16 protein-coding genes and 1 pseudogene are annotated in these 20,740 nt (G+C 56.7%); 7 read left to right on the top strand and 10 right to left on the bottom strand.

Annotated elements, in window-relative coordinates:
- Positions 1-7 precede the first annotated feature (7 nt).
- The 6 genes from AC07N8_RS12905 (at position 8) to AC07N8_RS12880 (ending at position 6,308) form a co-directional block, all read left to right on the top strand.
- Positions 8-526 (top strand): penicillin-binding protein activator LpoB, encoded by a 519-nt coding sequence (locus AC07N8_RS12905; protein WP_140663956.1) that lies wholly within the window; start codon positions 8-10, stop codon positions 524-526.
- Between the two features lie 5 nt (positions 527-531).
- Positions 532-1,899, top strand: a complete 1,368-nt coding sequence (locus AC07N8_RS12900; protein ID WP_493143874.1) for a PelD GGDEF domain-containing protein — start codon at positions 532-534, stop codon at positions 1,897-1,899.
- Entirely contained in the window at positions 1,877-2,866 is a 990-nt protein-coding gene (locus AC07N8_RS12895; protein WP_483842459.1) for a HEAT repeat domain-containing protein, read from the top strand. Before AC07N8_RS12900 ends, AC07N8_RS12895 begins: the two co-directional genes overlap by 23 nt.
- Positions 2,863-4,377 carry a GT4 family glycosyltransferase PelF gene (gene pelF / locus AC07N8_RS12890; protein ID WP_493143873.1) on the top strand — a complete coding sequence of 505 codons (1,515 nt, stop codon included), beginning with the start codon at positions 2,863-2,865 and terminating at the stop codon, positions 4,375-4,377. The genes AC07N8_RS12895 and pelF overlap by 4 nt, the downstream gene beginning before the upstream one ends.
- On the top strand, positions 4,378-5,748 hold the full coding sequence (gene pelG, locus AC07N8_RS12885; RefSeq protein WP_483842461.1) for an exopolysaccharide Pel transporter PelG: 1,371 nt from the start codon (positions 4,378-4,380) through the stop codon (positions 5,746-5,748).
- 137 nt (positions 5,749-5,885) lie between these two features.
- Complete coding sequence (locus tag AC07N8_RS12880) at positions 5,886-6,308, top strand: organic hydroperoxide resistance protein (protein ID WP_493143871.1); 423 nt, start codon at positions 5,886-5,888, stop codon at positions 6,306-6,308.
- A gap of 113 nt (positions 6,309-6,421) precedes the next feature.
- Here the strand turns inward: AC07N8_RS12880 and AC07N8_RS12875 are convergent, their stop codons facing one another.
- From AC07N8_RS12875 to AC07N8_RS12865, 3 genes and pseudogenes are all read right to left on the bottom strand, one after another.
- Positions 6,422-6,625 carry a hypothetical protein gene (locus tag AC07N8_RS12875; protein WP_483842463.1) on the bottom strand — a complete coding sequence of 68 codons (204 nt, stop codon included), beginning with the start codon at positions 6,623-6,625 and terminating at the stop codon, positions 6,422-6,424.
- Between the two features lie 69 nt (positions 6,626-6,694).
- Positions 6,695-7,155: pseudogene (locus tag AC07N8_RS12870) on the bottom strand (isochorismatase family protein).
- Positions 7,156-7,671: 516 nt separating this feature from the next.
- The gene (locus AC07N8_RS12865; RefSeq protein WP_493143869.1) at positions 7,672-8,610 is read right to left on the bottom strand and encodes a fimbrial protein; all 939 of its coding nucleotides are present in this window, start codon (positions 8,608-8,610) and stop codon (positions 7,672-7,674) included.
- Positions 8,611-8,919: 309 nt separating this feature from the next.
- Here AC07N8_RS12865 and AC07N8_RS12860 point away from each other — a divergent pair, with 309 nt between their 5' ends.
- Complete coding sequence (locus AC07N8_RS12860; protein ID WP_493143867.1) at positions 8,920-9,402, top strand: HIT family protein; 483 nt, start codon at positions 8,920-8,922, stop codon at positions 9,400-9,402.
- A 594-nt stretch (positions 9,403-9,996) separates the two neighbouring features.
- Here the strand turns inward: AC07N8_RS12860 and AC07N8_RS12855 are convergent.
- The 7 genes from AC07N8_RS12855 to AC07N8_RS12825 all read right to left on the bottom strand — a co-directional run bounded on the left by AC07N8_RS12855 (position 9,997) and on the right by AC07N8_RS12825 (position 20,682).
- The gene (locus AC07N8_RS12855) at positions 9,997-10,740 is read right to left on the bottom strand and encodes a hypothetical protein (protein WP_493143865.1); all 744 of its coding nucleotides are present in this window, start codon (positions 10,738-10,740) and stop codon (positions 9,997-9,999) included.
- Positions 10,741-10,922: 182 nt separating this feature from the next.
- Entirely contained in the window at positions 10,923-11,975 is a 1,053-nt protein-coding gene (locus tag AC07N8_RS12850; RefSeq protein ID WP_493143863.1) for an alpha/beta hydrolase family protein, read from the bottom strand.
- Between the two features lie 464 nt (positions 11,976-12,439).
- Positions 12,440-15,022, bottom strand: a complete 2,583-nt coding sequence (locus AC07N8_RS12845; RefSeq protein ID WP_493143861.1) for a fimbria/pilus outer membrane usher protein — start codon at positions 15,020-15,022, stop codon at positions 12,440-12,442.
- A gap of 87 nt (positions 15,023-15,109) precedes the next feature.
- Positions 15,110-15,862 (bottom strand): fimbrial biogenesis chaperone, encoded by a 753-nt coding sequence (locus AC07N8_RS12840; protein ID WP_493143859.1) that lies wholly within the window; start codon positions 15,860-15,862, stop codon positions 15,110-15,112.
- A 73-nt stretch (positions 15,863-15,935) separates the two neighbouring features.
- Complete coding sequence (locus AC07N8_RS12835) at positions 15,936-16,541, bottom strand: fimbrial protein (RefSeq protein ID WP_493143857.1); 606 nt, start codon at positions 16,539-16,541, stop codon at positions 15,936-15,938.
- A 202-nt stretch (positions 16,542-16,743) separates the two neighbouring features.
- The gene (locus tag AC07N8_RS12830) at positions 16,744-17,391 is read right to left on the bottom strand and encodes a response regulator (protein ID WP_493143855.1); all 648 of its coding nucleotides are present in this window, start codon (positions 17,389-17,391) and stop codon (positions 16,744-16,746) included.
- Positions 17,392-17,460: 69 nt separating this feature from the next.
- Positions 17,461-20,682: a hybrid sensor histidine kinase/response regulator gene (locus AC07N8_RS12825; RefSeq protein WP_493143853.1), complete on the bottom strand. Its 3,222-nt coding sequence runs from the start codon at positions 20,680-20,682 to the stop codon at positions 17,461-17,463.
- Positions 20,683-20,740: the final 58 nt, after the last annotated feature.

The raw sequence follows: 20,740 nt of genomic DNA, 5'->3' as shown, positions 1-20,740 counted from the left end.
AAAACTGATGCAAGCAATTCGTAATCTGAGCCTGGCTCTGGCCGTTCTGTTCGTCGCCGGTTGCGCCAGCTTCACTGGCGACACCAGCCCCAATCTGCCGCGTAATGCGAAATGGGGTGTGGTGCCGATGGTCAACTATTCGCAGACGCCGCAGGCGGGCGAGCGCAGTGAGCAAATCCTGCTCAGCGTCCTCAGCAGCCATGGTCTGAAACCACGGGTTTACCCGGCCAGCACCCAGGGCGAACAAGCGCTGATGGACGACAACGAACGCCTGGCCGGCGCCCTCGATTGGGCCCGCGATCAGAAGCTCGATTACGTGGTCTCCGGCAGCGTTGAAGAGTGGCAGTACAAAAACGGTCTGGACGGCGAACCAGCGGTGGGCATCAGCCTGCGCGTGCTCGAAGCCAGCAGCGGTCGTGTGCTCTGGAGCAAAAGCGGCGCACGCGCCGGCTGGTCCCGTGAAAGCCTCGCCGGCACCGCGCAAACGGTGCTCGACACACTTGTTGGCGCCCTTCGGTTCGAGTGAATGCAATGAATTCTCCTCACATGGATTACAGCCTCGCGCCGCGTGCCAGCGGCCCGGTGTCCTGGCTGGAAACGCTGTTGGTGACGGGCGGGGCCATCGGCCTCGGCCTGTGGCTGACCCCGCAGGACCCGCTGCAAATGCACGCCGGTTTTCCCTGGCCGGTGCTCGCGCCATTGCTGCTGGGTGTGCGCTACGGTTTTGTGCGCGGCCTGGTCAGCGCCAGTCTGCTGGTGATGGCGATGTTCGCCCTGCGCTACGTCGGGCATGAAGGCTACGAGCAGCTCGATCCGTCGTTCATCGTCGGCGTGCTGGTCAGCGGCATGCTGGTGGGCGAGGTTCGCGATCTGTGGGAGCGGCGCTTGCAGCGTCTGCAGATGGCCAACGATTACCGCCAATACCGTCTCGACGAATTCACCCGCGCGCACCAGATTTTGCGGGTCTCCCATGACCTGCTTGAGCAGCGCGTGGCGGGCAGCGATCAGAGTTTGCGCAGCTCCTTGCTCGGCTTGCGCGACAAGCTGCGAGTCATGCCGGACGAAGGCGATGCATTGGCCGCGCTGGCCGACCCGATCGTGACCATGCTCGGTCAATACGGCGCGTTACGCGTGGCCGGTTTGTACCGCGTCGATGAGCGTGAAGAAAACGTCTTGCCGGAAGCCTTGGCGACCATCGGCATCATGGGGCCGTTGGGCACCGAAGACGGTCTGGTCAAGCTGTGCCTGGAGCGCGGTGAACTGGTCAGCGTGCGTCAGGAACTGATCGACGCCGGCAGCTCGGCGCAGTTTTCGTCGCTGCAGGCGTGCATTCCGCTGATCGATGCCGAAGGTCGCTTGCTGGCGATTCTGGCAGTGCGGCAGATGCCTTTCTTTGCCTTTCAGGATCGCACGTTGAGCCTGTTGGCCTTGCTCGCCGGGCACATTGCCGACCTGCTGCGCCGCGACCCGCAAGTGCTGCAACTGGCTGATGCGGATGCGCAGCACTTCACGCTGCAACTCAAGCGCTCGCTGGTGGACGTTGAGCAGCACAAATTGGCGGCCGGTCTGTTTGCCTTCGAAATGACCCGTCCAAACGATGAGCTGGCGCGACTGTTTGAGCGCAGTCAGCGCGGTCTCGATTTGCAATTGTCGCTGCGTAACGACCGCGATCATTCGTTGTTGCTGGTGCTGTTGCCGTTGACCAGCCCGCAAGGCACCGAAGGGTATCTGGCGCGGATCAACCTGTTGCTGCACGAGCACTTTGGTATCGAAAGCAGCCTGGAAAGCCTTGGCGTGCGTGTGCTGCCGTTCAACCTGGAGCCTGGCTGTGAACGCAACGGGCTGCGTAATTTCCTGTTCAACGAGTGTGGCCTGAATGATCAGCAAGTGGCTGTTTAGCGGAGCCTTGTTGTTAGAGGCAGGCAGTTGGGCCAGCTTGTGGGTCGCGGCGCCTGAATTACAACAACTGCTGGTGTTCACCTTGAGCCATGGCCTGGCCTGCGTGATGTTGTGCGCGGCGGTGTGGTTGCTGCTGCCGGCGCGTTACCGTTCGCCGCTGCCGTGGAGCCCGCTGTTCATCTTCAGCCTGGCGTTCTTTGTGCCGGTGTTGGGGGCGGTCGGTGTGGTCGCGGCGATTTTCCCGGCGCTGTACCTGCCGCGCAAACGCGACAAGCAGGCGTGGCAAGCGGTGGGCATTCCGAAACTTCCGTATCGGGCGCAGCTGCAATTGCACAAACCGGTGTTTGCCGATGGCGGTTTGCAGGACGTACTACGTCATGCGCCCGATCCGGACCAGCGTCTGGCTGCGTTGCTGGCCACCCGGCGCATGCCCGGCAAAGAAGCCGTGCCGATCCTCAAACTGGCGCTGGCCGACCCGAGCGACGATGTGCGGCTGCTGGCGTATTCGATGCTCGACAAGCAGGAAAGCGACATCAACCTGCACATCCAGATCGCGCTGAGTGAACTGCCCGACGCCAACGTCAAAGCGGCGGGTGCGCTGCATGGCCGGCTGGCGCGCTGGTATTGGGAACTGGCGTATCTGGGGCTGGCGCAAGGCAGCGTGCTCGACCACGTGCTCAATCAAGCCAGCGAACATGCCGAGCTCGGCCTGGAAGCCGGCGAGGGCGGTGAGCTGTTTCTGCTGGCCGGGCGCATCGCGCTGGAGCGTGGCGACATCGAGCGCGCTGAAGTGCTGCTCCGTCAGGCCCAGGAGAACGGTATGGGCGCAGCGCAGGTGCTGCCGTTCCACGCCGAACTGGCCTTCGAGGCCGGTCGCTATCACGAAATTCCCGGACTGCTCGCACGCCTCCCCGAAGAAACCCGTCAGCGACCACCGTTCGCTGCATTGGTCAGGAGCTGGACATGAGTCACAAGGAACAGGCACCCGTTGCCGACATTTGCCTGCTGCTCGAAGGCACCTGGCCGTACGTGCGCGGCGGTGTTTCCAGCTGGATTCACCAGATGATTCTTGGACTGCCGGAACTGACCTTCTCGGTGATGTTCATTGGTGGTCAGCGTCAGGCTTATTCGGCGCGCCGCTATGAAGTGCCGGCCAACGTGCTGCACATCGAAGAAGTGTTCCTCGAAGACGCCACGCATCCGACCAAGACGCTGGGCGATCCGCGCGAGGCGGACGAACAGCAGTTGCAGGATTTGTATCGCTTCCTGCATCACCCGGATGCGCCTGACCTCGACATGGGCGAACGCTTGCTCGACTGCATCGCCCAAGGCCGCATGACCCTCGATGACGTGCTGCGCAGCCGCGCCAGTTGGGAAACCCTGAGCGAAGGCTACCGTCAGCATTGCGCCGACCCGTCCTTCGTCAATTATTTCTGGACCCTGCGCTCGATGCAGTCGCCGTTGCTGATGCTCGCCGAAGCCGCGCGGCGTATGCCGCAAGCGCGGGTGCTGCATTCGATTTCCACCGGCTACGCGGGTTTTCTCGGGTGCATTCTCAAGCAGCGCTGGAACTGCACTTATTTGCTCAGCGAGCACGGCATCTACACCAAGGAACGCAAGATCGACCTGGCGCAGGCCAGCTGGATTGCCGAGAGTTCGGGCCAGGCGCTGAACCGCAGTCTCGATGCCGGCTCCGGTTACATCCGCACCTTGTGGGTACGCTTCTTCGAGCGCATCGGCCAACTGACGTACAACAGCGCCGACAACATCATCGCGCTCTACGACGGCAACCGTCAGCGGCAGATCAAGGACGGCGCCATGGCGTCCCGCACCCAGGTGATTCCCAACGGTATCGACCTGCCGGTATGGACCTCCGCGCTGGAATCCCGTGCCCACGGCATTGCGCCGATAGTCGGCCTGATCGGCCGTGTGGTGCCGATCAAGGACGTCAAAACCTTTCTGCGGGCCATGCGCGGCGTGATCAGCGCCATGCCCCACGCCGAAGGCTGGATCGTCGGCCCGGAAGAGGAAGACCCGGAATACGTCAGCGAATGCCGCAGCCTGATGGCCAGCCTGGGCCTGGAGGGCAAGGTGCATTTCCTCGGCTTCCAGCGCATTCAGGACATCCTGCCGAAACTCGGCCTGATGGTGCTGACCTCGATCAGCGAGGCGCAACCGCTGGTGATCCTCGAAGCCTGGGCCGCCGGTACGCCGGTGGTCAGCAGTGACGTCGGCTCGTGCCGCGAACTGATCGAAGGCGGCAGCGCCGAAGACCGTGACCTCGGGCACGCCGGCAAAGTGGTGGCGATTGCCGACCCGCAAGCCACCAGCGCGGCGATCCTCGAACTGCTGCGCAGCCCGCAACGCTGGCAGGCCGCGCAGGCCAGCGGCTTGTTGCGGGTCACTCGTTACTACACCGAAGCCTTGATGCTGCAGCGTTATCGCGACTTGTATCAAGCTGCCATGGAGAACAGTTAAATGGCCGGGATTGGCTTCGAACTGCGAAAAATCCTTTCGCGGGATTCCTACACCGCGACGTTGCACGCCTATGTCTACGCGGGGCTGATCAGCTCCGGGCCGTGGGTGTTGTCGATCATCAGTGTGATGCTGGTGGGGATCATCAGTATCGGCTTGTTGCTGCCGAACGCGTTGGTCGGGCAGTTTCTGGTGACGGTGACGTACCTGATGGCCACCTCGCTGATCCTCACGGGCGGCCTGCAGCTGTTCTTCACCCGCTTCGTGTCCGACCGCTTGTTTGAACACAAGTACGATCAGATCCTGCCCAACCTGTTGGGCGTGTTGTTGCTGGTCACTCTGGGCGCCGGGCTGCTCGGCATCGTCGTACTGGGCCTGTTGTTCGACCAACCGCTGATCTACCGCGTATTGGTGTTGGCCAACTTTGTGGTGCTGTGCAACCTGTGGCTGGTGATCATCTTCCTCTCGGGGATGAAGGCCTATAACCGCATCTTGTTGGTGATGCTGGTGGGGTACGCGCTGATGGTCGCGAGTGCTTACCTGCTGAGCTTTCTGCAGATGCCGGGCTTGTTGCTGGCGCTGTTGATCGGGCACAGCACGCTGCTGTTCCTGTTCCTCTACGACATCCTGCGCGAGTACCGGGCCGAGAAACTCATCGCCTTCGATTTCCTCGCACGACGCAACGTTTTCCTCAGCCTGCTGGCCACCGGTTTCTTCTACAACCTGGGCATCTGGATCGACAAGTTCATGTTCTGGTTCAACCCCGGGACCTCCAACGCAATCGTCGGCCCGCTGCGTGCGTCGATCCTGTACGACTTGCCGATCTTCCTCGCGTACCTGGCGATCATCCCCGGCATGGCGGTGTTTCTGGTGCGCATCGAAACCGATTTTGCCGAGTGGTACGACCGTCTGTTCCGGGCGATCCGCGAAGGCGAAACCTTGCAGCACATCGGTCAGTTGAAAACCGAAATGACCTTGTCGATCCGCCAGGGCTTGCTGGAAATCTGCAAGGTCCAGGGGCTGACGGCGGTGCTGTTGTTCCTGTTCGCCCCGCGTTTGCTCGACTGGTTGGGTATCTCCAGTTACTACCTGCCGCTGTTCTACATCGACCTGATCGGCGTGAGCATTCAAGTGGTGTTCATGGCCTTGCTCAACGTGTTCTTCTATCTGGACAAACGCACCGTGGTGCTGGAACTGTGCGTGCTGTTCGCGGTGTTGAACGCGATGCTGACGCTGTTCAGCATGTACCTCGGCCCGAGTTTCTTCGGATACGGGTTTACGCTGTCGCTGCTGATCTGCGTATTGCTGGGTTTACACCGGCTGACCACGGCGCTGGAAGATCTGGAGTACGACACGTTCATGTTGTCGCGCTGACGGTTTGTCCGGGCACAAAAAAGGCACTGGCGATCATCGCTCAGTGCCTTTTTTTTCATCCGACCAACGTCACCGGTGTGCGGCCGCTGCGCTGCTAGGCTTGCCTACTCTGTCGCTTCCCTTCAGGAGTCACGGCCATGAGTACCGCACTGGAAACCGTTCTGTACACCGCAAAAACCCACACCGTCGGCGGCCGCACCGGCACCGGCAAAACCAGCGACGGCGAACTCTACATCGCCTTCAGTTCACCCGGCTCGGGCAAACCCGGCACCAACCCGGAGCAACTGTTTGCGCTGGGTTATTCGGCGTGTTTCATCGGCGCGATCCAGGTGGCGGCGGGCAAGATGAAAATCAAATTGCCGGAAGACACGTCGGTGGATGCCGAGGTGGATCTGGGTAAAACCAGTGGTGGGGATTTTCAGCTGGCGGTCAGGTTGAACATCAACTTTCCCGGGCTGGAGGACGGGGTGAAGCGTGAACTGGCTGAGGCGGCGCATCAGATCTGCCCGTATTCACGGATGACCCGTGGGCATGTTGAGGTGGATCTGAAAGTGGTCTAGACCCTGACTCACACTGGATTCGCCTTTGTGGGAGTGAGCCTGATCGCGATGGCGGTTGTTCATTCAACATGGATGCCGACTGACATACCGCCATCGCGATGTAGGACCTGAAACTAATTCGAAGCCCCAACCCCAAACTTCAACCCGCCCCAATTCCAATCCTTCGATTGTTTCGTATAACAGCCCGGCTGATTGGCCGGTTCGGCATCACAGGTAATTCGCCCGGTCTTGTTGGTGTCGGTAGTGCGGTCGTTGTAGTACGCACACCCGGACGACAGGGAAAGGGTTAACGCGACAATCAGCATGTTGAATTTCATGGCGGCTTCCTTGCGAATAGAACGCCAGCATAGGCCTGATTGTGTAGAACCGCCCAATACCTGTGCGCATTACAACTCGGTCGATTTCACCGTGTGCTTGAAATGGTGTTCCCAAAGCCTGATGCCCAGCTCGCCGGTTCGATCCAGCGATGACCCCTCCGTCAAATCCGTAATCAACGTTGGCTGCAACCCAGCGTCAAACAACGCAAACCCGGCGGCCAGGCAGCAGGTCTCGGTTTGCAGTCCGCAGACCAATATTCGATCCACTTGCAGGTTTTTCAGGTATTCGATGGTTTCGGGCGTTGGCGCGTAGCCGTGCTTGATGAAGATGCGGTCGGCCGCGATCAGGCTGGCATCATCCGGCGCCGGGTGACAGCCGAGTTGTTTTTGGAATGGGTTTTGGTTTCGTCGTGACGCTCGACGGTAGCGACGCTGGGTAGGGTGCCGATGAGCGTCTGGATGCCGTCGACAAGCCATTGCGGCGGGGCGAAGCTGGGCTGGACGTCGATGATCAGCAGGGCTTGACGCATGGAGGGCTCCGGGTTCGATGTTTGCCGGGGATGGGCGGACCACCAGATACCAAACCCCAGATGCAACAAAACCCGCACTTGGCGGGTTTTGTCTTGCTTCGTATTTGGTGGAGCCGGGGCCGTTTGAACTGGCATGAATTTACCCCTTGAATATTAGGCCTGGTGTCATAAAGTTTTTCCTGGGATACACATAGGGATACAGGCTGCTCGATACTGGACTTATTTTGGCATGCATCACCGCCCACACCGTTTACATCTGATTTAACCAGTGCGCACAGAAGAAATGGCAGGCAGTGACCGGTTGAATCCACAGCCAAAAGCGGTCGCTCGCTATCTGAATTTCCACTATTCCAAGAAAAAAGTCCCTACAGGCCTTCGACTTGAAGCTCCTGCATCCGGCGTTCTGCCGACGCCCCCCCCCAAAAAAAACGCTCAGCCCAACGTTGCTACGCTGAAACCACCTATGAAATTTACAATGCCGAACTAAGACTACTGCCTTCTGCAATTCGATAGTCCCTACTTGTACATCATATCCACGACAACAGCCGCCTCGAAGGGCCCCATGACAGGGGCGGCGCGCCAGATCAGATCAGCATTGAAGTCAATGGATTCGGGTTGCCGGCGATCCAGATCAGCGAGCTTGAACCATTTACTGAAGGGAAGTGCCATGTTGTTGTCGGCACGTGACAACCTTATTCCGACTGAGCTGTTGTTGAGCGGGACCAGCAGTCCACTGATGACGTTTCCGGAGGCCGGGGTGAATTTCGCATCGACTGTAAAAGGCGTATCGCAGTTCTTGTTCAGCCCCAGCGTGAACTTTGCCGTACTGGCGACTTTGCCATTCTCGGCAGCTCCTGCGTACGCTCTCGGAAAATTCACCACGCTTGGCGTGATTGTCAGATCGGGCGAACAGGGAATGAAACGGATATTCGTAAGCCCAGTGACAATGTAATTTAAGTTTGTAGTGTAAAGCCCTCCTTTTCCATCAACTTGAAATACTCTATATTGCGCCAGCGTGCTCGCCTGCCCGTTCTCAGGAACGCTCCCATACTTTTCGATAATGACAGAGAATTTTAAATCGAATACGACGCCGTTACGAGTTGAATCCACTTCAGTATAAATTTTGCTCGCACTTCGATATAAAATATCTTTGTAGCGAATACCAATACGAATGCCCTTACCAATACTTGAAAGCTTGGCAGGGTCTGTCCAGAGATAAATTGGCTCTCGACCCGTTTCGTGGTCATCCAAGCACTTGACTTTGGCTAAAATTTCATCCGATTCCCAGATAATTGTTCCATCTGGAACGTCCGCAGGTACGGCAATGGCGGTCCCTATGGGGCTGGTAATCGTGTAACTATTGTCTACGGTCGTGCACTTCAGTGCGTAGCTCGTGGCAGGTCCAATAGAGACCAGAAACAGCAGAGTCCCGAGAGCATTCTTAAGAGGTAACATGACTAAATCCCCCTGATAAACGATAAGTCTTAGCTTTTATTTGGCGCTCCGACATCAGACAGTTCTGAAATAGGACTCCGCACACAAAAATATCTCTGGAACACTCCCGCCCACTTGCGAATTTTCACTGCTACGCTGAATTAAGTGGCAAGGCAGCTAAATAGCCGTCCTCGGCAACACTGAACTACGAAACACCCGCTGAAAGGTTTAGCTCATTTGTTACATCGATCGGTTGAATCTACAACCAAAGCTGACGAAGTTGTGAAGCCTTGATGTTCTGTTTGACCGCGCAATTACGGACACCTGCACATGGAAGTAGCACCACGATTCATCATCCATGAAACCGACTACTGGATACTCAATCATCACTTGGCCTCCGCGCTTCCTGGCTATCTGATGCTCGGGTCGCGAACTCACGTCGACTCGCTGTCTGAACTATCCGACAGCGCATTGGCCGAACTGGGTGGCCTGCTCGCAACGGTTCAAAAAACTCTTGAATTGCAGTTAAAGCCGAAGTGGCTCTACATCAGTAGATTCGGCCATGACCCCGGGTACCCCATTCACTTTCACTTCATTCCGGTATACCACTGGGTCGAAGATCTGTTCTGGAAGGATGCGAGATATGGGCTCTTGAAGACCTTCGCAACAAACGAAAACGCACAGTCGCTAACCGACGGAGCAGAGCTGACGCTGTTCATCTGGCGCGAATTCGGTGAAAGCCCAGAGCCTCCGGCCATTCAAGGACCTTCAATCAGTCAGGTCATCGATGATTTACGCAGGTCATTCAGATAGGACGGAAAGTCTGTCCGCGATGGGGAATGTAGACCCGCGCTACAGTCGCCAATCAACCACCCTACTTGTCGCGATTGTTCACCATCCAATGTGTGGCGGATTTCAAACAAACGGGGGGCGGTGGGAACGACCAATGTTTCCGGGGCTTGAGCGGGGGAGCTTGTACCCCAGCGTTTTTTGGGAGGGACAGAGACAGTCAGATCGACGCGACATAAGAGTTAACTGAGTAATTTATTTTGTTAACTTATTAGTTAACTATAATGAAAGGCACGACTCGCTTGGCTCTCAGGCGAATTGGCGGATAGCCGGGTTAGCCTGCTCAGATGTTTAGTTGGCCGGGCTACAAGCTCCGATCCATAAGACTTTAGGCCAAGTTAACCAACCGAGTTAACCAGTTAACTAACTTTGGCGGGGTGTCGCTAACGAATTTGCGCGAGACTTCGCACCCGTCTATCCAGCAAACTGCCAGAGCACCCCGGTGCGTTTCCAGGAAGGAAGAGCGTTGTGTGGTGGTGCCGGGAACTGAATTATCTTTGGTCGTTCAATCCGATCTCCTTGACATAGTCTTCAAGTGTTCAGAAGGCACAGCGGCAGTTATAAACTCCACAGCAGAAGCGCTGACAACGCCATCACCGCGATAGCAAATAAATTCGCCAGAACGTATAGCCAACTTGAGCCACCGTATATCGCTTTCATACCATTCTCGCTATTGCGCCCAGCGAGCTTCCAGGCCGCGCCGATAATCAACAACACTACTAGTGCGCTTCCCTGATGTGTATGAACATAGACACTCAGGAGCTCGCCCATATCCCCTTGGGCTTTCCATTGCCACAGGCCATGCACGACAACCGCGCTGTATAGGCTCAGCCATAGCCCCCAGGACGCCGTTGTTACCACAAAATATAGCGACGGTGGCTTGTCCAGCTCGGGTCGCCATTTGCGTATCAGATGGATGGCACCGCAGTGATAACCCCAACGTAGGTAAGCCAGTGCATAGATCAGCAATGCTGTCATAGCAAAGGCCCCCCAGAAGTACAGGCTTTCAGTGTTGTGTAGCTGCAGCAGCAAATCGGCAGGTTTGTTTGCAGGAGCGGGTTTGCTCATTTCCAGCCAAAACACCCATTGGTAAACCGATTGCACCGTAGCCGCGGATATACCTGCGACCAGTAACGGCGCGCTTTTAAGCCCCGGCAGTTTCGCGTATGCCGGCTGGGATTGGTGTGGTTGCCTGACAAAGGCGAACGGGCGGACAAACATGGGACCGAGCATCAGAAAGATGTAGGTAGTTACTTTGGCACCGCGTAGAAGTCGCCAGGCTTGGCGAAGTAAAGGTGGCATCTTTGTGCTATCTCATCCTCAACATTTAAGGCTTTGCGACTCGCGCAGGGTTCAGCGTTTTAATGAGACACCATTAGCCTATTGGCTAATCTCGAGCCTCAGTCGATGCACAAAAGTCACGTCAATACCGACCTGGACGGCATCGATAAGCAATGCGCGGCGATTGATCTCGTATCACGATTTTACAAACTGTCTTCTTTGTAGATAGATGACTGAAGAAACTCTGCTATCAGCGATGTAATCTGCTGTTGGATCACCCCACGCGTGCGAGCGCTGTCGCCATCCCGGCAAATGATGCCATCGCCTGGTACTTCTTCTTCGAGCATTACCTGCGCGCCAGGTTTGCACACCGACAAGAAGCTGAAATGGCTTGCGTCGCTGATTTCGACGTAGTGGCTTGACGCCGGAGGCAGGCGTTTGGCCAGGTTGGCAGACTCCAACTCAGCGGGAAGCTCACGCGACGGTACGCCGGCAGCGATCACCAGCGCTGGTACCGGCAGTGCGGCCAGGCTTTCATCGGTCAGACCCCGGGAAAGGCCCAAGTCCAATGTAATCACAGCAGTGACGCGTTTATCGCGCCAATCGGCGGCCAGCGCGGCCTTTGAATCTGAGGTGCTTGCGGGGTTTATCTGTCCGTAAACGGTGCAACCGGCTAACTGCGGGTGGGCTTTGCAGTCATGGGCGAAGAGGTCTGAATCGAAACGAGCACCGGCGATCTCCAGGGCGGTCAAGCCGCCGAGTGAATGGCCCGCTACTGCAATTCGGCCATTGGCGACCAGCCCAAATTTTTCAGGTTGAGTCGTGACCCTATCAATGGCTCGGCGCAGATCAACGGGCCGCTGCCATAACTGCGCAGCTGCTTGAGGGTTGCGGTCATGGGTCGTGGTACCAGGGTGATTGATTGCGGCGACGATGTAACCCTTTTGGGCCAAAGAACTGGCAAGCCAAATCTGGTTGCTCCAGTTCCCCCTGTATCCATGGGATAGCACCAGCAATGGATGTTCGCCGGCAGCGGGCGGCGCGTCACGAACGGCAGAAGCCCCGACAAACACCGCATCATCGCCAATCATTTGCGTGGCCGCGGTGGTTGCACTCGGGTACCAAACAACCATCTCCAGTGCGCGGTAATTGTGCGAGTCCGCCAGTGTGGAAGAGTGGAAGCCGACAGGGTTCTCGTCAGCGAGTGCGATAGTAGTCAGCCAAGTCAACAACAGGGCGCCCAAAGCTATTTTCAATGTCGTTTCTTCCTTGATTAGACAAGTGCATGGCAACCTGAACCCGCCGTTAGGCGCATCCACCTTCGTAGGGAGTCGAAGCTAATGTGGCTGGATATAAGCATGGACATTAAAGACCACATTCGAACCGCCGCGTATAACTTTCATCGTTAGCTCTGTTCGCGGTCTTTGGTGAGAAGGCTGAACTTCCGCTTTTGGCCGATTGCTGACGGTCATAATGTAGTTTTGGTCGCGCCCAACAGAGGTTAAGTTTGCCGATGAATTGCCCCCCCGTTGAGGCCCTGGTCTGATCGGTCTCACACGCTTCGTTGCTGTAAATCCTCTTATAAGATTAATTTCTGTTTTCGACTCCAAGCCTTACATGGCGATGTCTTCGGCGCTTTTGGTCTTGTCAGGCATCTTGCTCCTGTCTTGCTCTGCGATGGGCTTTTCCACGAACTGACTCGCTCTTTCAGGAACGAGGTTTATGGAGTGCACACCAGGCGCTGACGCTCGTAGTTCAGCGCCTGGTTACGCTCGGGAAGTGAGTAGGAGGCCTTACACTGTTTGCCATCCCACTTGATTGTGAGCGTGGCCTGGTCTTCTTCAACCAGCGCGAGTGCCTTGCCGCTCGGGTCGGAGATCGCCAATTGTTTGCCGGCGGCGTCTTCCACAACTGCCCCGAACGGAATCATCGTGTTCTGTGCATCAAACAACTCGAATTGCACACGACGCCCGGTTTTACCGGTATACCGCGCTACCACCACCGCGCCTCGACGCGGTACCAGTTGTTGAGTTGCGTTGTCGATCTCGATATCGCCACTCAAGTCACGGGTATCCAGGCTGATCCAGTTCACCCGGTAAGGTTGGGCGTTGGGGATGACTGCATAGCCGTTGCGTCCGGTTTCAACGCCACTGTAGCTGCTGATTTTTGCTCCTGGGACTCCCGGAACCTCGGCCAATGCGAAGGTTTCGCTGACGGTTTGTCCCAGGTTCACTCCGCCGGCGTGCGCGACCACGGAGCCGGCCACGTTAAGGCTCTGCGCGTCATAACCACGCCCTTGGCTGTAGCCCAGACTGATGTCCGCCACCGAAGTACGGCTATTGATATTGGCCGACCCAGAGTTGCCGCTAGTGCTGTCGTTGCCACCCTGTACCGAATAGAAGGTATCGCTGGTGTCGGACAGATAGCCATTGATACCGGCCTGGGTATTGTTGCCACCTTTCTGCGTGCTGGTGGTGACGAACGCCCGCGGCGCGCGAGGTCGACTACCCAGCGGGAAAGAGATCGACAAGTTGAACTGGGTGTCGCTGTTTGCCGGCCCCCATGTGCCAAGATCTTTGGTGCGCGTCGCTCCGAGGTTGTAGGTGACATCGCCCCAGTTATTGCTGTAGCCCGCCGTGAAACTCTGAGAGCCGCCACGGTTCCAGTAGCGCTGGTCGCTGGCATTGATGTAGAGGCTGCCGAGCTCCCGATTGCGTCCCATACTCTGGTTGATGGTCAGGTCGGTGCGGGTTTTCGATTTACCGGTGCTCTTTTGTGCCCCTTCACTCAGCTCCTCCACATGGTCGGTCAGGGTTCTGTAGCCTTCGGTCGAGTAGCGATAGGCGGCCAGGGTGAAGTTGGTGTCGGTGCCGGTAAAGGTCTTCGCATACAACGCTCGCACACTGTTACCTTGGGTGGTTTCCCCGCGTGCGCTGCTGGATGAGTGAGTAAGATCGACAGAAAAGGCACCTAGCGAGGTGTTCTTGCCGGCACCCAGTGACAGGGCCTTGTAGTTGTCACTGGCTTGTACGCCGACGATGCCGGTCAGGTCGCTGCCAATGCCATAGGCCAGGGTGCTGCTGATAAATTGCGGTGTCGCCATGCCGTCGCTGTTGCTGTTGTACTGACCGGCAGAGACGCTGTATTTCACTTGGCCCTCACGCACCATGATCGGCAGGCTGGAGAACGCCTGCTGGGTAACCCGACGGCGTCCGTCGGCCTCAATGATAGTGATCTCCAGATCACCGTTGGAGCCGCTGGGGTAAATGTCGCTGATTTCAAACGGTCCTGGCGGTACGGTGGTGGTGTACAGGATGTAGTTGTTCTGACGAATCTCCACGGTGGCGCTGGTTTGCGCCACACCACGGATGATCGGCGCATAGCCGCGCTCGCTATCGGCGCGCATGCCCTCATCGGAAGCCAGTTTCACACCGCGGTAGCGCACGCTGTCGAACAAATCGCTATCGGAGTAAATTTCACCGGCACTGAATTGCCCCTTGAGTGCAGTCACGTCATGTTGCAGATAGCTACGGTTGCTCTCAAATGTGTTCGGCTGGCCGGTGCCAGTGCTCAAATTCGACTCGTTACGCAGGCGCCAGCCGCCCAGGTTGATGCCGTTGCGCAGGCCCAGGTTATTGGCGATGCGCGTATCGTAGTTGTCGGCGTTGCGACTGCTGTTGAACTGATAGTTGATAAAGGCAGCCGGCACGCCCTCGTCCCACAGCGTCGGATCGACATAGCCGCGCATACCGCGTTGCATCGCCACTTGCGGCACGCTGGCAGCCAGTCGCAGGCGGCTTGAGTCATAACGCACGGTGGCCTGATCGATCAGCGACGGCAGGTCGTAGCAACTTTGCGGGTTGTCCGGATCGAGTTTGCCATCGGTTTGCAGCCGGGCGATGTCGACACCCAGTTGTTTGAGCAGGTCAAAGGTCAGGCATGGCTCGACACGACCCGTTTGCAGGTTGCGATTGAAATCGATGTCGCGTCGTCCCACTAAGACTTCGTTGCTATACAGATCGACGCGGTAGTTGCCCGGCAGCACGCTGTTGGCAGACAGCAACAGTTGCAGGTCCACCGACGATGGTGAACCTTGCAGGAACGTGGTGTTGAATGCTTCCATCTGCTGCTGTTCGGCAGCGTCTTCCGGTGTTTGTGTTGCAAGTGCCAAAGAAGGCAGGCCCGTAAAAACTGCCAGTGATAACGCATTTAACTTCAGCGAACTAAAAGTTGTTGTATGGCGTGACGTCCGCGTGCATTTTTTTGCGCAATGATTGGGCCTGTTGCCGAAAAAAAAAGACATGCAAAGAACCTATATCATCCGCGAGTAGCTACGGTGCGGGGCGAGTAAAAACATACCCAAGGCATGCCAGGGAGTTTAAATAGACAGTTATGGCGTAGACGCTGCCTCAGTGCTGTTGGCATTGATTGAATTGCCATTGGCGAGTTTTGCTGCGTATTGGTTTTGAGCGCCATAGTCATTAATGCTGGAGAATGTCAGGCGTGTGCTGCTGTCCGTTGAGAACTTAGTAACGACAAACTCTTTCTCTCCGCCGGGTGCAATCATTGTCGAGTCGGCTGCCAGTTCAACATGCTGTGAACCGTGAAGTTTTATGTCAGCCATGGAAACGTGATACAGGCTTGGGTTTTTGACTTTTAAAACGGTTTTTCCAGAGCGCTGGACGAGTTGCCATTGAAGTTCGGAGGGCGCCAGCAGGGCATCTCCGGGCAGGCCGGCGGGGCGGAAGAATATTTTGATGCGCTGACGCACGGCCAACTGCAAGGTATTTACGGCGACGGCGGTCTGCGGTATTTCCTGAACGTTGAGCCAGACCACGGACTCTTTGTCAGTTGGCATGCCTGCACCCTCATACAGAACTCGCAGCAACTGCTGCTCCTTGGCGAATATCCGGGCCAGGGGAGGTGAGACAGCAAAAGGTGCGGCACCTGTCTTGGCGTCGCCACCGTCGACCCAGGATTGAATCAATACATCTTGATTGCCATTACGTACGGTGACATTGGCTTCCCTGTATTGGCCGTCAAAGACAATACGGGTGGTACTCAGTGAAATACTGCCCATGGCTTGGCACGCCATGAGCAAGCCCAGTAGACCCAGGCAAGCAGATATAGAGCGACGCAACATAGTGATTACCGGTTGTCTCTGTATGAATGGCGAGGCCGGGAAGCCTCGCGCATGGTCGATCTGGCTCTACGACTTATTCGTATTCCAGGATGAACGGCAGCGTTGCATCACCGCGACCGGCGGTGGACTTGCCGGCTCCGGCGGTGGTGACATAAGCGGCGGAGAAGCTCAGCGTAGTGTCGCCACCGGCGGTGCCCGTACCGTGCATGTCGCTCTGGATCCTGGCGGTGGTCTTGGAACTCAAGTCGATTAATTCACCATTGCTGTCGATCAGGGCGATGCCAACGTTGGCCGCAGTGCCGGTGCCTTTGGTCAGCGCCAGGACTTTCTTGCCGGTGACCAGACCCGAACCACCGCCGGCGGCGTCAAAGATCATGGCCACTTTGGTGCCCAGGTTGCAGTTGACGTTCAGGTTGATATCTTTCCCGGTCACACGACCCGACGTCGGGCTTTCGGAAGTCCCCATGTCCTTGATGGACACATTGCCCATGTCCACGGAGATCACACGATCAGCGTTGGAGCCGTCAACAGAGCAGGCGTCGTTGTTGATGACGCCGGTGAAAGAAATCTTGCCGCTACCACCTTTAACAGGAGCAGGCTTGACTGGCTCTTCGGCAAAAGCACCGCCAGAGGCTGCGATAACTGCCATAGCGATAAACGCCAGGGAAAAATTCTTCATGATGATGTCCATTAGTATCGATTAGAAAGGAGTACGTCTAAACGCCAGCACACGATAGTGAACGCGGCTTATTGAGGACATCAGACGATTCTTATAACTACTAATGGGGTCGGCTGTGTAAGTAGAGGGGCGCGGCGGGTGGGATGCTAGTGTGTGAAAGCCATTATCCACTAATGGCTTTGAGATCGGTTTTACAATTTTTTTAGTTGAAGACGCTGCGCTCCAGGCAATAGGCCAGCAAGTCCTGATCGCTGTTGACTTCAAGTTTTCGCATTGCCGAAATTTTTTGTGCGCTGATGGTTTTCGCACTTCTGTTCTGGCTGCGCGCGATATCACTGACACTCTTGCCCGAGATGAACAGACGAAGTATTTCAAACTCCTTGGGCGACAAGGCGGTGAATCGATCATCAATGGCTGTGGAGGATTCGACGACGGAAGTTTTTTCCGGTTCCAGGCTGCGATAGGTGCTTTGCTGGGCAATGGCCTTAAGGGCGAGCTGGATTTCAGTGTGCAACTGACTTTTCTGAATGACCCCGGCTACCCCCAGTTCGAGAAGGCGGGTGAGAATCAGAGGGTTGGAAATCATCGTCAGAATCAGGATCTGCACGTGCGCAAAGTGTTGCTGCAGGTAGTCGATCAACCTGAGCCCGTCACCGTAGGGCGAATCCCCGGGCATATTGTAGTCGGTGATGACAAGATCCACGGGTTGTTGCTCGATGAGTTCGATCAAGCCCTGTGAGCAAACGGCTTCACCAACAATGCAAAAGCGTTCGTCGCGCTCCACGAGTTCTCGTACTCCGAGCAATACAATCGGGTGATCGTCCGCGATGATGACTTTGAGTTTTTCCATAAGGGCTGCCCGTGATGCCGGTGTAGGTGATTGAGTTGTTTCCATACGATTGCATGCAATGGGTCGCGGTTATTGCTCAAGAGCGTCCAGAACATCCGAAAGCCTGCCCAGTATCTGCTGCACCTTCAGTGCAAGGGAAGTGTCGAGGGATGCGTGCTCGAGCGAACTCTCCAGTTCAGCACACTTTTGAGCCAGGTCAATGGCCTGCACCGCACCCAGGGCGCCAGCAATGCTGTGTAGCCGTTCGCCGACGATCAGGCTGTCGCGTTTTTCGAGTGCCGCACTGATTCGTTGTATGTCTTGCTGCATCGTGCTGATGAATAACGGTCGCATTTTCGGGGATAGTTGAACGGTATCGGTGGCCGGTTCCAGGGGGAGGATGCTTTCAGACGCAACGCAAGCCTGCATCGTTTGCAGGGCAGGCTTGCAGAGTTTCACCAAGTGAGCTCGCAGGGTTTGCAGACTCAGGGGTTTGACGATCCAGGCATTCATCCCGACGGCGATGCAACGCATGCCTTCTTCGCGCATGGCGTTGGCAGTTACGCCAATGATCGGCAATAGGGGATCATGCTCTCGAAGTGTACGGGCCAACTCATATCCGTTCATGAGTGGCATGTTGACGTCAGTCAGCACCAGGTCGAAGACATCAGGTCGCCACACGTGCATGGCTTGTTCGCCGTTGGCGGCCACGACGACGGAACAACCCAGCGCCTCGAGCTGTTCCTTGATGATCGCCTGATTGATCGGATTGTCTTCGGCCACCAGAATGTGTAAATGCAGGTTTCCGGATTTCTGCGGTTCAGCGTGTCGAGGCGGTTCGTGTTTTCCGTGCTGTGCCAGAGAGACCGCCAAGGCAATCGCACGCACATCATGCAAATCGACTTCCCATCCTTGCGGGGTGTACTCGGGTGGATTGCGTCCACCTGACCTACAACGAACGCGTGGGCCAGCCCAGGGCTGCTCCGGATCAGCGGGTAGAACGTCTACCAGCACCGTTTGCGGGTGTTTCTGCTCCAGCGGTAACGCTGTCGGTGTGGCATGAACGCCCAGACGACTCAACCAGTCACACAGCGTCTGTGCCAACTCGCGGACGGGGGCCAGGACATACACCGGCAACGGGGTGGGTTCGATGGGCGGGCAATCCGGGAGCTCACCGGCCAGCACTGTCAAACTCATTTGCAGGGTGAAGCTGCTACCCAGCCCCGGTTCACTGACCACTTTTATCTGGCCGCCCATCATCTCGCTCAACCACCCGCAAATCGGCAGCCCTAAACCTGCGCCTCCTTCGCGGGACGCATCCCGGACCTGATAAAACAGTTCGAACAGCTTGGCCTGTTGCGGTTCAGAGAGCCCCATGCCGGAGTCGGTGACCTGCCATTCCAGGTTGACCTGATCGTCATCGCGCTCCAGTACTCGGGCCCGCAGTACAACACGCCCGGTGTCGGTGAACTTGATGGCGTTACTCAACAGATTATTGAGGATCTGGCGGATCCGCATCGGGTCTCCCAGCAGGCGGTTCGGCAATGCAGGATCGATACATGCATAGAGTTGTAAACCCTTTATCTGGGCGAACGCGGCATAGGTGCGTAACGTATCTTCGAGCATGTCCAGGGGGCAGAACTCGATGGATTCAATCGCCATTTGCCCGGATTCGATCTTCGAGACATCCAGTACATCGCTGATCAGTTGGAACAGCGTGGCCGACGAGCGCTGGATGGTCTGCAGGTACTCTTGCTGGCGCGGATCGAGGCGAGTCATGCCGAGTAATTCAAGGGTGCCCAGAACCCCGTACAGCGGCGTGCGAATTTCATGACTCATGGTGGCCAGGAACAGCGTCTTGGCTTCATTGGCGGCGTCGGCAATGCGCCGGGCTTCTTCCAGAGCGGCCGCATCTTCGATATGCCGGGTGACGTCATTGAAGGCGTAAAGTCGTACATCCTGGCCTTGATAGCGGGTCGAAACGAAGCCGACTTGCAGGTGGCGGCCTTCAATTTCCAGGTAGGATTCACCCGCGTCGGTGCGGGTATGGCGCTGCTCAAGCGCCGTCATCAGTTTGGTGGTTCCCTGCCACTGCTGGGCGCGCTGGTTTTCCACCAGAACTTTGTCATCCGAGCGGCGCACCACGCACAGCCCCGTTGGTGCGGTATCGATCACCACCCGGCTGAATGCCTCGCTTTCCGCGATGCTTTCATGGGCACGACGGGCGGGGAGAATGACGTTCTTCTTGTGCCAGCGGCTGGCGGCCCAACCCATGATGATGACGCTCGTCAGCAGTATTGCCAGGGTGGTCAGCGGCCATAGCGCATAGCGGAAAACGCTCTTGAAACTGATCGCATAGATGGCGGTCCACTGGGGGCCGACGCTATTGGTGATCTTGAATACCACGCCATCAGGTTTGAGATTCAGTCCTTCCCTCAGAGGCGGCTGTGACTTGATAGAGCCCGTCAGCACCTCGCCTGACGGAGCGACCAGGGTGAAGTGGTCATAGATCGACCATTCCATGGTGCGCTCGACATCGTTTACCTGGGACATGTCCAGTAGCGTTGCGACCACCACTCGGGAATCGGCACCATTGATGTGCAGTTGTTCAGGTGTGAGCTGGATATTGACGTAAGCCAGCAAGCGGGCTGGCGCCGAACCGCTGGTGGTCTGGCCGTAATGTTCCCAGTAGACCTCGCCATCTGCCAAGGACTGACTGCGTTGTTTCAAATGCCCCTGAACCGTCTTTATCACCTCGGTGAAGGTGTCGTTGAAATTCGTCGCGTTGCCACGCAATTGTCCGGCGGCCGGAACGGCAATATCGAAATTGTCCTGATGATTGAACAGGAAGACCTGCGGCGACTGGTAATGCGAGACGGACCAGAAAGCACTGTAGAAGGTGCTCAGGTGCGCGCCCAGGGTGAAAACTTTTGGGTGCTCGCTGCTGGCGATTTTCTGTTGATTGAATTTGATGCTGAAAGGCATCGAAAACGCAAACTCCTGCCCTATATAAACGCCCTCTTGCGGCTGCATTTTTTGCAGGTGCATCTGGACATTTTCGTCATTGAGCAGTTTGTCCTGATGACTGAGTTGCGACAAAGTCCTCAAAAAGGACTCTTGCTCACGAATGTTCTCCATCAAACGCGAAAAGTGAAAGCGCACGTCATGGTACTGCTCCTTGATCACCCGCTTGTACAACCAATAGCTGGTTCCGACGAACAATAACGCCACCCCGAGCAACACCATCAACCCTTTGTTCAGCCGCAATGAGCTGCGGGTAAGTTTCTCCAGGAGGGCGTTGTCGTGTTTCATCAAGAATATCCGCAGGACAGTAAAGAATCGGCGCCGGATGGATAGTACCTCTGAAGTT

The organism is Pseudomonas sp. GW821-FHT10C09, assembly GCF_059415465.1.
This window is presented reverse-complemented; position numbering and strand designations above follow the sequence as displayed.